Raw genomic sequence first — 12,363 nt, 5'->3', positions numbered from 1 at the left:
TCCGTGCGTACGCTCTGTGCATCGACCCTGATCGGTGAATTCTTCGTCATCGGTTTCGCCGGGCTCGTCGCGATGAAGTCCGACGACCTGACGTCCGCCACGGTCTGGACGGTCTGCGGCATCGGCATGCTGCTCTCCGTGCTGCTGTGCGGGATGATCACCCGCCCCGGCGGCGTACAGCTGGGCTGGGTGCTCCAGGCCGCGCTGGTCGCCAGCGGATTCGTGGTTCCGATGATGTTCATCCTCGGTCTGGCCTTCGGCGGCCTGTGGTGGGCCTCGGTGCACTACGGTCGCAGAATCGACGAGGCCAAGGCCCGCTGGGCCGCCCAGGAGGAGGCCCAGGCGGCCTCCGGCGCCTGAGCCCGGCGGTCCGCCCGCCGGCCGCCCCCTGTAATCTCGCCTCACCGCACCCGTATGCCTGCAAGGAGCCGCACATGACCCAGCGCACCCTCGTTCTTCTCAAGCCCGACGCCGTCCGTCGCGGTCTGGTCGGCGAGATCGTCGGCCGCATCGAGCGCAAGGCCGGCTGGAAGATCACCGCGCTGGAGCTGCGTACCCTGGACCGCGCCACACTGGAGCAGCACTACGCCGAGCACGTCGGCCGCCCGTTCTACGAGCCGCTGGTCGAGTTCATGCTGTCCGGCCCGATCGTCGCGCTGGTGGCCGAGGGCGAGCGGGTCATCGAGGGCGTCCGCGCCCTGGCCGGCCCGACCGACCCGATCGCCGCCGCGCCCGGATCGATCCGCGGCGACTTCGGCACGATCACCCGGGAGAACCTCATCCACGCCTCGGACTCCGAGGAGTCCGCGGAGCGGGAGATGAAGCTGTTCTTTCCCGGTCTTTCCTGAATCCGGATCAGCCGAACAGCGCTCATGACCTGGGGCGACCGAATTAATTCGGTCGCCCTTCGGCATAGGGTCCCGGATCGCGGGAACGCATCCCCTCGACGTAACGTCACCATGAGTGGAACGGCCACCCGTTCTGCCCAGCATGGCGAAGGACCCTCGCGCTGTGTCGGTGTTTCCGGCACTACGATGGAAGCTTCCACGCCCGCAGCGCTCATCTCGCCTACCAAATCAAGCCATCATCGCTTTCGCTTGGGAAGGCCCGACGCATCCTCATGGGGAACAAGGGGAACTCAATGTCGTTCATCGGCCGTGACATGGCTATCGACCTCGGGACTGCCAACACGCTGGTGTACGTCAGGGGGCGCGGCATCGTCCTGAACGAGCCGTCCGTCGTGGCCATCAACACCAACACCGGCGGCATCCTCGCGGTCGGGTCCGAGGCCAAGAAGATGATCGGCCGTACGCCGGGCAACATCGTCGCCGTACGGCCCCTGAAGGACGGCGTGATCGCCGACTTCGAGATCACCGAGCGGATGCTCCGCTACTTCATCCTGAAGATCCACAAGCGGCGCTACCTGGCCCGTCCCCGCGTCGTGGTCTGTGTGCCCTCCGGTATCACCGGGGTCGAGCGGCGCGCCGTCATCGAGGCGTCGACCCAGGCCGGCGCCCGCCAGGTGCACATCATCGAGGAGCCGATGGCGGCCGCGATCGGCTCGGGTCTGCCGGTCCACGAGGCCACCGGCAACATGGTGGTGGACATCGGCGGCGGCACCACCGAGGTCGCGGTCATCTCGCTCGGCGGAATCGTCACTGCCCAGTCGATCCGCGTGGCCGGTGACGAACTGGACAACGCGATCATCCAGCACATCAAGAAGGAGTACTCGCTCCTGCTCGGTGAGCGGACCGCCGAACAGATCAAGATCACCATCGGTTCGGCCTACGACCTGGAGAAGGACGAGCACACCGAGATCCGCGGCCGCGACCTGGTCTCGGGGCTGCCCAAGACCGTGGTCATCTCCGCCACCGAGGTCCGCAAGGCCATCGAGGAGCCGGTCAACGCGATCGTCGACGCGGTCAAGACGACGCTGGACAAGTGCCCGCCGGAGCTGTCCGGCGACGTCATGGACCGGGGCATCGTCCTCACCGGCGGCGGCGCGCTGCTGCGCGGACTGGACGAGCGGCTCCGCCACGAGACGGGCATGCCGATCCACATCGCCGAGGACCCGCTGGACTCCGTGGCCCTCGGATCCGGCAAGTGCGTCGAGGAGTTCGAGGCGCTCCAGCAGGTGCTGGACGCCCAGCCCCGCCGCTAGAACACCACGCCCTCCGCGCGGACGCTGCCGCTCCGCGCGGAGGATCGTTGATATACAGGCACGAACATTCCTACGAGGAAGGCACGGCCGCCGCACGTGAGGGACACACGAGAGAGCCGGCTGCTCCTGGTGCTGCTGATCGCCATCGCATTCGCATTGATCACGGTGGACATCCGCGGCGGCGAGGCATCACCGGTGGACGGCGCCCGGCAGGCCGCCGCGACGGTCTTCGGACCGGTGGAGAACGGTGTGGCGGCGGCGGTGGACCCGGTGGGCAACGCCATAGGGGCCGTCCGCGCCTCCGGCAGCCGCCACGACAAGATCGCCGAGCTGGAGAAGCAGAACGCCGCGCTCAAGGCGGAGCTGGGCAGCGACGACCGCAACCGCAACCGGGTGCGCGAGCTCGACAAGATGCTGAAGAAGTCGGCGGCCGGCCAGTACGGCATCAAGGCCGCCGAGGTCATCGCCATAGGAGCGGCCCAGGGCTTCTCCTGGACGGTCACCATCGACGCCGGCTCCAAGGACGGCGTCAAGCGCGACATGACCGTGCTGAACGGGGACGGACTCGTCGGCCGCGTCACCACCGTCGGCCCCGACACCGCCACGGTGCTGCTGGCCAACGACCCCGACTTCACCGTCGGCACCCGCATGGAGTCCACCGACGAACTCGGCTTCGCCACCGGCCAGGGCTCGCGCCCGCTGTCCGTCCAGTTCCTGAACGGCAAGGCCAAGGTCAAAAAGGGCGACCGGCTGGTCACCTTCGGCTCCAGCAAGGACAAGCCCTTCGTGCCGGGCGTCCCGGTCGGCGAGGTCGTCCGGGTCGATCCGTCCGGCGGCGACCTGACCCGTACCGTCTACGTCCGTCCGTATGTCGGCTTCACCAAGCTCGACATCGTCGGCATCGTCGTCCAGGCCCCGCGCGAGGACCCCCGCGACATGGTCCTGCCGAAGAAGCCGAAGGCCCCGGCCAAGCCGAAGCCCACCCCGACCGTCACCGTCACCATCTCGCCCAACGGCGACATCGTCGACACCGAGGGCAACGTGGTCGGCAACATCCACCAGAGCCCACCCGCGAGCCCCGATCCCAGCGGGAACGCCACACCGAACGCCGGCAACGCGGTCAACGAACAGAGGTAGAGCTGATCCCCATGCGCCTCCACCGGACTCTGCTCTCCGTCCTCCTGGTCGTGATCGCCCTGGTCGTCCAGGTCTCCGTCCTCGCCAGGCTCCAGCTCCCCGGCGCCGTTCCGGACCTGCTGCTCATGGTCGTGGTCGGACTGGCCCTGGTCTACGGGCACGTCAGCGGCGCCCTGATCGGCTTCGGTGCCGGGCTCCTCGCGGACCTGGCACCCCCGGCCGATCACGCCGCCGGGCGCTACGCCCTGGTCCTCTGTGTGATCGGCTATCTCGCCGGACTGGCCAGGCCCGAGAACGGGCAGCTCAGGTCGGCCTTCGTGCCGATGGCCGTGGTCGTCGCCTCGGCGATCGGCTCGACGCTGCTGTACGCGGGCGTCGGCGCCCTCGTCGGCGACACGGCCGCCCGCCATGTGGGCCTGGGCAGCCTGCTGTTCACCGCCGCCGTGTACGACCTGCTGCTCGCCCCGTTCACCGTCCCGCTGATCATGGCGATGGCCAGACGCACGGTGCACGATCCGCTGACCGAGTCCTCCTCCGGCCGCGGGGACGCCGCCGCGGGCTGGCTCGCCGCCGGTTCCGGTCTGCGGATCGGCAGCCAGCGCGGCGGACTGCGCGTGAAGGCCGCCCGCAACCGGGCCGCCCGCGCCGGACGCATCAAGGGAGTCAAGCGACTGTGAGGCCGCACCAGCCCGGGGCCGCCCGCACCGCGGCCCCGACCAGCCCGACCACCACCGGGGGCGCCCCGTGACCAACATCCCCGAGACGGGCCGGACCCAGCGCGTCCAGATCCGCCTCGTCGTCATCCAGGTCCTCGTCTTCTCGCTGCTGCTCACCCTGGGCGGCCGGCTCTGGTACCTCCAGATCCGCAACGGCCAGGAGTACTCCGACGAGGCCAAGAACAACCACGTCCAGCAGGTCGTCCAGCCCGCCGCCCGCGGCTCCATCCTCGACGCGCGGGGGGTACCGCTCGCCGACAACGAGACCCGGCTCGTGGTCTCCGCCAGCCGCACCGAGCTGCTGAAGATGGACGACGACGGCAAGAGCGTCCTGACCCGGCTGGCCGGCGTCCTCGGCATGAAGCCCAAGGAGGTCCTCGACAAGGTCCGCCTCTGCGACGCGAAGACCCCGCAGCCCTGCTGGAACGGCTCGCCCTACCAGCCGATCCCGGTCACGGACGAGGCCACCACCCAGCAGGCCCTGACGATCCGCGAACGGGCCGAGGACTTCCCCGGCATCACCGCCGAACCCACCGCCGTCCGGCGCTACGCCGCGCCCGGCAAGGCCAACACCGCCCAGGTCCTCGGCTACCTCTCGCCCGTCACCGACGAGGAGATCACCAAGGCCCAGGACACCGACTCGCCGTATCTGCGCTCCGACATGGTCGGCCGCTCCGGCCTGGAGCGCACCTACGACAAGGAACTGCGCGGCAAGGCGGGCGTCACCCGCTACGAGGTCGACAACCTCGGCCGGGTCATCGGCCACGCCAAGAACGACGAGGCGGAGGCCGGCTCCAGCGTCGTCACCTCGATCGACGCCCGGGTCCAGGCCGTCGCCGAGTACGAGCTGAACCAGGCGATGAAGATCGCCCGTACCGAGTTCGACAACAACACCGGCGAGAACTACAAGGCCGACTCCGGTGCCGTCGTCGTCATGGAGGCCAAGACCGGCCGGGTCGTCTCCATGGCCTCGCTGCCCAACTACGACCCCAACGCCTGGGTCGGCGGCATCTCCGCCAAGGACTACGCCAAGCTGACCGGGAAGAACTCCAACTTCCCGCTGCTCAACCGCGCCATCCAGGGCCAGGCCGCCCCCGGCTCCATCTTCAAGGTCATCTCCTCGACCGCCGCGGTCAACGCCGGATACCCCTTCGACGGGCACTACCCCTGCCCCAGCTCGTACTCCATCGGCGGCCAGACCTTCAAGAACTTCGAGTCCCAGGGCTACGGCGACATCACCATCGGCCGCGCCCTGGAGGTCTCCTGCGACACCGTCTACTACGGCCTCGCGCACCAGGAATGGCAGAAGGACGGCGGGAACAGCCCGAAGAAGAACCCGAAGGACTGGTTCTACAAGACCGCCCACCAGTTCGGCCTCGGCAAGGAGACCGGCATCGACCTCCCCAACGAGGTCAGCGGTCGCGTCCCGGACCGCGAGTGGAAGAAGAAGTTCGCCGCCGCCAACCACGACGCCTGGTGCAAGCAGGGCAAGAAGGACGGCACGTACGTCGAGAAGATCGCGTACGAGAACTGTCTCGAAGGCGACAAGATGCGCGCCGGTGACTCGGTCAACTACTCGATCGGCCAGGGCGACACCCTCGTCACCCCGATCCAGATGGCCACCATCTACGCGGCCATCTCCAACGGCGGCACCCTCTACGACCCCACCGTCGGCAAGGCGATCGTCAGCGGCGACGGCAAGACCGTCCAGGAGATCGAGCCCAAGGCGCACGGCAAGCTGCCCTTCACCAAGAAGACGCGCGACGAGATAGACGAAGCCCTCGCGGGTGTCGCGACCCGCGGTTCGGCCGCCTGGCGGTTCGGCGGCTGGCCGCAGGACAAGATCCCGATGCACGCCAAGACGGGTACCGCCGAGGTCTACGGCAAGCAGACGACCTCGTGGTTCGCCACGTACACCAAGGACTACTCGATCGTCATGACGATCTCCCAGGGTGGTACGGGTTCCGGCGCGTCCGGCCCCGCCGTCCGCAACATCTACAACGCGCTCTACGGCCTCGACGCCTCGGGCAAGCAGGACCTCAAGAAGGCCCTCCTGCCGACGCCCCAGAAGTCGCTGCCGAAGATCCAGGCCGACGGCACCATCGACGCCCCGACGATCAAGCCGTACAACCCCGACTCGCAGAAGCCGGCGGGCGAGCAGACGCTCGCCGCGGTCCTGGGGAGGCGTGACTGATGGCCGGGTTCTCCGTCCCGCGCTACGGCCCGGAGCGCTCCGGCTGGGGCCGGCTCATGGCACGCGACTCCGTCGTGCGCCGGCTGGACTGGCCGCTCCTCGGCTCGGCGATCGCGCTCTCCTTCATCGGCTCGCTGCTCGTCTGGTCGGCGACCCGGGGACGCGACTCGCTCACCCACGGCGATCCGTACTACTTCCTCTTCCGCCACGCCCTCAACACCGGCATCGGCATCGCGCTGATGGTCGGCACGATCTGGCTCGGCCACCGCACCCTGCGCGGGGCCGTCCCGATCCTCTACGTGGTCTCCGTGCTGCTCGTCATGACGGTGCTCACCCCGCTGGGCGCCACCGTCAACGGCGCGCACGCCTGGATCCTGCTGCCGGGCGGTTTCTCCCTCCAGCCCTCCGAGTTCACCAAGATCACGATCATTCTCGGGATGGCGATGCTGCTCGCCGCCCGGGTCGACGCCGGCGACCAGGTCCACCCCGACCACCGGACCGTCGCCAAGGCCCTCGGCCTGGCCGCCGTCCCCATGGTGATCGTCATGGGGATGCCCGACCTCGGCTCGGTCATGGTCATGGTCGTCATCGTGCTCGGCGTCCTGCTGGCCTCCGGCGCCTCCAACCGCTGGGTCTTCGGCCTCCTCGGCGCGGGCGTCGCCGGCGGTGTCGCCATCTGGCAGCTCGGACTGCTCGACGACTACCAGATCGCCCGCTTCGCCGCCTTCGCCAACCCGGCGCTCGACCCGGCCGGCGTCGGCTACAACACCAACCAGGCCCGCATCGCCATCGGCTCCGGCGGACTCTCCGGCACCGGCCTCTTCCACGGCACCCAGACCACCGGCCAGTTCGTCCCCGAGCAGCAGACCGACTTCGTCTTCACCGTCGCCGGCGAGGAACTCGGCTTCCTCGGCGCCGGACTGATCCTGGTCCTCCTCGGCATCGTGCTCTGGCGCGCCTGCCGCATCGCCCGCGAGACCACCGAGCTGTACGGCACGATCGTCGCCGCCGGGATCATCGCCTGGTTCGCCTTCCAGTCCTTCGAGAACATCGGCATGACGCTCGGCATCATGCCGGTCGCCGGACTGCCGCTGCCCTTCGTCTCCTACGGAGGCTCCTCGATGTTCGCCGTCTGGGTCGCCATCGGGCTGCTCCAGTCCATCCGCGTGCAGCGGCCGATAACGGCCTGAGCCGTCACCGGGCCCCTGCCCAAGCGGGGGCGGTCCGTCTAGATTCGAGACATGGCGGACGCGAAGCGCGAGATCGAGCGGAAGTACGAAGCCACCGACGCCACCCGGCTGCCCGATCTGACCCGGGTGGCCGGCGTCGCGGCCGTGGACCACCTCGGCATCACCGTCCTCGACGCCGTCTACTACGACACCGAGGACTTCCGGCTCGCCGCCGACCGCCTCACCCTGCGCCGCCGCACCGGCGGGTCCGACGCCGGCTGGCACCTCAAGTTCCCCGTCTCCTCAGGTATCCGGGACGAACTGCGCGCCCCCCTCTCCGACGCCCTGCCCCCGGACCTGGCCGGCCTCGTCCGCTCCCGGGTCCGGGGCGCCGACCTCGTCCCCGTCGTCCGCCTCCGCTCCGCCCGCGACGTCCATCTGCTGCGCGGACCGGACGGAGCGCCCCTCGCCGAGCTGAGCGTGGACGCGGTCCGCGCCGAGCGGCTGCACGGCCCCGGCCGCTCCACCGCCTGGACGGAGATCGAGGCCGAACTCGCCGACGACGCCGATCCGGCCTTCCTCGACGCCGTCGAGGAGCGGCTGACGGAGGCCGGGATCCGCCCCTCCGCCTCCGAGTCCAAGGTCGCCCGCGCCCTCGCCGAGACCGCCCCGGACACGCCCCCCGGCCCCCGCCCGGACCCGCCGCGCACCGCGGGCGACCACGTCCTCGCCTACGTACGCGAACAGGCCGCCGAGATCGTCGCCCTCGATCCGGCCGTGCGACGGGACCTGCCGGACTCCGTGCACCGGATGCGCGTGGCCACCCGACGGCTGCGCAGCGCCCTGCGCAGCCACCGGACCGTGCTGGACCGCACCGTCACCGACCCCGTCGCCGGAGAACTGCGCCGGCTCGCCGCGGAACTGGGCGTCGACCGCGACCAGGAGGTCCTCGACGCCCGGCTGCGCGCCCGGCTCGACACCCTGCCCCGCACCCTCGTCCTCGGCCCGGTCCGCGCCCGGCTGCGCCTGTGGTCCACCGCCCGCCGCGCCGGTACGCGCCGGCGCACGCTCGCCGTCCTCGACAGCGCCCGCCACCTCGCCCTGCTGGACGCCCTGGACGCGCTCGTCACCGATCCGCCCCTGCTCCCGGCCGCCGCCGGACCGCCCGGACCCGAGCTGGCCCGCGCCGTGCGCCGCGACCGCCGGCGCCTCGCCCACCGCGTCGACCGGGCCCTGGACCTCCCCCCGGGCCCCGGCCGCGACCGCGCCCTGCACGACGCCCGCAAGGCCGCCAAACGTGCCCGGTACGCCGCCGAGACCGCCCGCCCCGCCCTGGGGAAGCCCGCGAAGAAGGCCGCCGAGCGCCTCAAGGCCGTACAGACGCTCCTCGGCGACCACCAGGACGGCGTCGTCGCCCGCGAGGCACTGCGCACGCTCGCCATCCAGGCCCACGCGGCCGGCGAGCCGTCGTTCACCTGGGGAGTGCTCTACGGGCAGGAGCAGGCGGAGGCCGCGGCGCGCGAGCGGGAGCTGCCCGCGGTGTGGGCGCGGGCCGCCCGGGACGATCTCCGCGCGGCGTCCGGACGCTGAGCGTCGCGGTACGCTGGATGGTCACCCCTGCCGGCTCTCGAAAGTTCGCGATGTCTGTCGATTCGGTCTTCCCACAGCTCGAAGCTCTGCTCCCGCATGTGCAGAAGCCCATCCAGTACGTCGGCGGTGAGCTCAACTCCACCGTCAAGCCGTGGGACGAATGCGACGTCCGCTGGGCGCTGATGTACCCGGACGCCTACGAGGTCGGGCTGCCCAACCAGGGCGTCATGATCCTCTACGAGGTGCTGAACGAGCGCCAGGGTGTCCTGGCCGAGCGCACCTACAGCGTCTGGCCGGACCTGGAAGCGCTGATGCGCGAGCACGAGGTGCCGCAGTTCACCGTGGACAGCCACCGCCCCGTCAAGGCGTTCGACGTCTTCGGGCTCAGCTTCTCCACCGAGCTGGGCTACACCAACATGCTCACCGCCCTGGACCTGGCCGGCATCCCGCTGGCCGCGAAGGACCGGGGCCCGGACGACCCGATCGTGCTCGCCGGCGGCCACGCCGCGTTCAACCCCGAGCCGATCGCGGAGTTCATCGACTGCGCGGTCATCGGCGACGGCGAGCAGGCCGTCCTGGAGATCACCGAGATCATCCGCGCCTGGAAGGCCGAGGGCCGCCCCGGCGGCCGCGAGGAGGTGCTGTTCCGCCTCGCGAGGACCGGCGGGGTGTACGTCCCGGGCTTCTACGACGTGGAGTACCTCCCGGACGGCCGCATCGGCCGTGTCGTACCGAACAGGTCCGGCGTCCCGTGGCGGGTGTCCAAGCACACCGTCATGGACCTCGACGAGTGGCCTTACCCCAAGCAGCCCCTCGTCCCCCTCGCCGAGACCGTCCACGAGCGGATGTCCGTCGAGATCTTCCGCGGCTGCACCCGCGGCTGCCGTTTCTGCCAGGCCGGCATGATCACGCGCCCCGTGCGGGAGCGAAGCATCACCGGCATCGGCGAGATGGTGGACAAGGGCCTCAAGGCCACCGGCTTCGAGGAGGTCGGCCTGCTCTCCCTCTCCTCGGCCGACCACACCGAGATCGGCGAGATCGCCAAGGGCCTGGCCGACCGCTACACCGAGGACAAGATCGGCCTCTCGCTGCCCTCCACCCGCGTCGACGCGTTCAACGTGGACCTGGCCAACGAGCTGACCCGCAACGGACGCCGCTCCGGTCTCACCTTCGCCCCCGAGGGCGGCTCCGAGCGCATGCGCAAGGTCATCAACAAGATGGTCTCGGAGGAGGACCTGATCCGGACCGTCGCCACCGCCTACGGCAACGGCTGGCGCCAGGTGAAGCTGTACTTCATGTGCGGCCTGCCCACCGAGACCGACGAGGACGTCCTCCAGATCGGCGACATGGCGGTCAACGTCATCGCCAAGGGCCGCGAGGTCTCCGGGCAGAACGACATCCGCTGCACCGTCTCCATCGGCGGGTTCGTGCCCAAGCCGCACACCCCGTTCCAGTGGGCGCCGCAGCTGAGCGCCGAGGAGACCGACGCCCGTCTGGCCAAGCTCCGGGACAAGATCCGCGGCGACAAGAAGTACGGCCGCTCGATCGGCTTCCGCTACCACGACGGCAAGCCCGGCATCGTCGAGGGCCTGCTCTCCCGCGGCGACCGCCGCGTCGGCTCCGTGATCCGCGCCGTCTACGAGGCCGGCGGCCGCTTCGACGGCTGGCGCGAGTACTTCAGCTACGACCTGTGGATGAAGAGCGCCGGGGCCACGCTGCCGGAGTACGGCGTGGACGTCGACTGGTACACCACCCGCGAGCGCACCTACGAGGAGGTCCTGCCCTGGGACCACCTCGACTCCGGCCTCGACAAGGACTGGCTCTGGGAGGACTGGCAGGACTCGCTCGACGAGACCGAGGTCGAGGACTGCCGCTGGACGCCGTGCTTCGACTGCGGGGTCTGCCCGCAGATGGACACCAGCATCCAGATCGGCCCCACCGGCAAGAAGCTCCTGCCGCTGACGGTCGTGAAGTAGCCGTGTGCACACCATGACCGGGTGACAGCCCGGTGACGAAGGCCCGGCCGGGGAAACCCCCGGCCGGGCCTTCGCGTCATGAGGGGCATGGAACAGGGAAAGCACCGGGCCCCCGAACGGACCGGTCACGGCGCGCACCAGGCACCCGCGCACTACGAGGGCGGCGACGGCTGTCTGACCACGCTCGTCAGGATCCCGGTACGGATCGTCGTCCTGGTCCTCGTCCTGCCGGTGCGGATGGTGTGGGACGCCCTGGTCGTGACGGCCCGCGCCGCCGACCGGGCGGTGCTGCGCCCGGCCGGCCGCGCCCTGGCACGGCTCTGGGAGAACCTGGTCGCCTCCCCGGCCCGATGGCTGTGGCGTGCGGTCCTGATCCCGCTCGGCCGGGGACTGCTGTGGCTCGCCGCCGCCGTGCTGGTGTGGCCGTGGGTCGCGCTCTGGCGGTACGTGCTGGTGCCCGGCGCGTGGTACGGGATCGTCGCCCCGCTGCGCCTGCTGTACGCGCACGTCCTCACCCCACTGGGCCACGGGCTTCACTGGGTGTACCGCTCGCTGCTCGACCCGGCCGGGCGGTGGACGGCCACGGCGGCTCGGTGGCTGCTCGTCGCCCTGCTCGTCGTTCCCGCCGTGGCCCTGTGGCGCCACGTCCTGGTGCCGCTCGGCCGGGCCGCCGCCTGGCTGGCCGAGCACCTGCTCGTGCTGCCGCTGGTGTGGACGTACCGGAACGTGCTCACCCCGCTGGGCCGGGGCATCGCCTCGCTCCTCGATCTGCTGGCCCGCGGCGTCGCGGCCTGCTGCCGGGGGGTGTGGACCGCTCTGCGGTGGCTGGTCGTGGTGGGCCTCGTCACTCCGCTGCGGTGGCTGTGGCGCGCGGTCCTGGCCCCGGTCGGGCGCGAGGTCGTCGCCGCGTTCGCGGTGGCCTGGCGGATCGCCGGGATGATCTCGCGGGCCGTCGGGCGGGCTTTGGCCTGGCTCGCGTGGCACCTGGTCGGCGCGCCCGTGCGCTGGGTCTACCGCACGGTGCTCACGCCGGTCGGGCACGTCCTGCGCGACGCGGTGCTGGCCCCCGCCGGACGGATGGCGCGCGCCATCGGCCGGACCGCCCGGGAAACCCTGCGCACGGCCCGCGAGACCGTGCGCCGCGCCCGGCAGGACGCCTGGCGGGCGCTGGTCGGAGGGCCCCGCGAACCCGAGCCCCGGGAACCGGCGGGCGTCCTTGCGCGTACTCTGGGTAGTACAACGACTGTGCCCAGCGCGGCGCCCGAACCAGAGATCTCCCTGCGGAAAGCGAAAACCGACCCGCGGGGGTGAGCCGGACCGGACACCCCGGGCCACCCGCATTTCGAGGGCGGCGTGCCACCGCGTCCGCTCCGCACCGAGGAGAAGAACCACTGGGCAAGCGACAGCCCGAAGGCCCGCC

At 70.8% G+C, this 12,363-nt stretch carries 10 protein-coding genes; all 10 read left to right on the top strand.

All coding sequences use genetic code 11. The features are described from left to right. Window positions 1-3 precede the first annotated feature (3 nt). The 10 genes from ACFVDM_RS05070 (at window position 4) to ACFVDM_RS05025 (ending at window position 12,254) form a co-directional block, all read left to right on the top strand. On the top strand, window positions 4-360 hold the full coding sequence (locus ACFVDM_RS05070; RefSeq protein WP_383633360.1) for a DUF4233 domain-containing protein: 357 nt from the start codon (window positions 4-6) through the stop codon (window positions 358-360). Window positions 361-434: 74 nt separating this feature from the next. After that, window positions 435-848 carry a nucleoside-diphosphate kinase gene (gene ndk, locus ACFVDM_RS05065; protein WP_383633357.1) on the top strand — a complete coding sequence of 138 codons (414 nt, stop codon included), beginning with the start codon at window positions 435-437 and terminating at the stop codon, window positions 846-848. A 293-nt stretch (window positions 849-1,141) separates the two neighbouring features. Next, window positions 1,142-2,161, top strand: coding sequence for a rod shape-determining protein (locus tag ACFVDM_RS05060; RefSeq protein ID WP_383633355.1), 1,020 nt, complete (start codon window positions 1,142-1,144; stop codon window positions 2,159-2,161). A 96-nt stretch (window positions 2,162-2,257) separates the two neighbouring features. Next, window positions 2,258-3,298, top strand: a complete 1,041-nt coding sequence (gene mreC, locus ACFVDM_RS05055; protein WP_383633352.1) for a rod shape-determining protein MreC — start codon at window positions 2,258-2,260, stop codon at window positions 3,296-3,298. Between the two features lie 11 nt (window positions 3,299-3,309). Next, complete coding sequence (gene mreD / locus ACFVDM_RS05050) at window positions 3,310-3,975, top strand: rod shape-determining protein MreD (protein ID WP_383633349.1); 666 nt, start codon at window positions 3,310-3,312, stop codon at window positions 3,973-3,975. Between the two features lie 67 nt (window positions 3,976-4,042). Further along, window positions 4,043-6,208 carry a penicillin-binding protein 2 gene (mrdA, locus tag ACFVDM_RS05045; protein ID WP_383633346.1) on the top strand — a complete coding sequence of 722 codons (2,166 nt, stop codon included), beginning with the start codon at window positions 4,043-4,045 and terminating at the stop codon, window positions 6,206-6,208. Further along, the gene (gene rodA / locus ACFVDM_RS05040) at window positions 6,208-7,398 is read left to right on the top strand and encodes a rod shape-determining protein RodA (protein WP_383633343.1); all 1,191 of its coding nucleotides are present in this window, start codon (window positions 6,208-6,210) and stop codon (window positions 7,396-7,398) included. The genes mrdA and rodA overlap by 1 nt, the downstream gene beginning before the upstream one ends. A gap of 51 nt (window positions 7,399-7,449) precedes the next feature. Beyond that, the gene (locus ACFVDM_RS05035; protein ID WP_383633340.1) at window positions 7,450-8,967 is read left to right on the top strand and encodes a CHAD domain-containing protein; all 1,518 of its coding nucleotides are present in this window, start codon (window positions 7,450-7,452) and stop codon (window positions 8,965-8,967) included. A 50-nt stretch (window positions 8,968-9,017) separates the two neighbouring features. Then, window positions 9,018-10,943: a TIGR03960 family B12-binding radical SAM protein gene (locus ACFVDM_RS05030; RefSeq protein ID WP_383633337.1), complete on the top strand. Its 1,926-nt coding sequence runs from the start codon at window positions 9,018-9,020 to the stop codon at window positions 10,941-10,943. An 87-nt stretch (window positions 10,944-11,030) separates the two neighbouring features. Continuing rightward, window positions 11,031-12,254 carry a hypothetical protein gene (locus ACFVDM_RS05025; protein ID WP_383633334.1) on the top strand — a complete coding sequence of 408 codons (1,224 nt, stop codon included), beginning with the start codon at window positions 11,031-11,033 and terminating at the stop codon, window positions 12,252-12,254. The last annotated feature ends 109 nt before the right edge of the window (window positions 12,255-12,363 follow it).

This window comes from Streptomyces sp. NPDC057682 (genome assembly GCF_042799575.1).
GTDB lineage: Bacteria > Actinomycetota > Actinomycetes > Streptomycetales > Streptomycetaceae > Streptomyces.
Note: the sequence above shows the minus strand (reverse complement) of the source record. Positions and strands in the feature narration are given on the sequence as shown.

Excerpts from the sequence above, each read along its gene's own strand:
- ndk (WP_383633357.1), top strand. The coding sequence starts at position 435 with ATGACCCAGCGCACCCTCGTTCTTCTCAAGCCCGACGCCGTCCGTCGC.
- ACFVDM_RS05060 (WP_383633355.1), top strand. The coding sequence starts at position 1,142 with ATGTCGTTCATCGGCCGTGACATGGCTATCGACCTCGGGACTGCCAAC.
- mreD (WP_383633349.1), top strand. The coding sequence starts at position 3,310 with ATGCGCCTCCACCGGACTCTGCTCTCCGTCCTCCTGGTCGTGATCGCC.
- rodA (WP_383633343.1), top strand. The coding sequence starts at position 6,208 with ATGGCCGGGTTCTCCGTCCCGCGCTACGGCCCGGAGCGCTCCGGCTGG.
- ACFVDM_RS05035 (WP_383633340.1), top strand. The coding sequence starts at position 7,450 with ATGGCGGACGCGAAGCGCGAGATCGAGCGGAAGTACGAAGCCACCGAC.
- ACFVDM_RS05030 (WP_383633337.1), top strand. The coding sequence starts at position 9,018 with ATGTCTGTCGATTCGGTCTTCCCACAGCTCGAAGCTCTGCTCCCGCAT.
- ACFVDM_RS05025 (WP_383633334.1), top strand. The coding sequence starts at position 11,031 with ATGGAACAGGGAAAGCACCGGGCCCCCGAACGGACCGGTCACGGCGCG.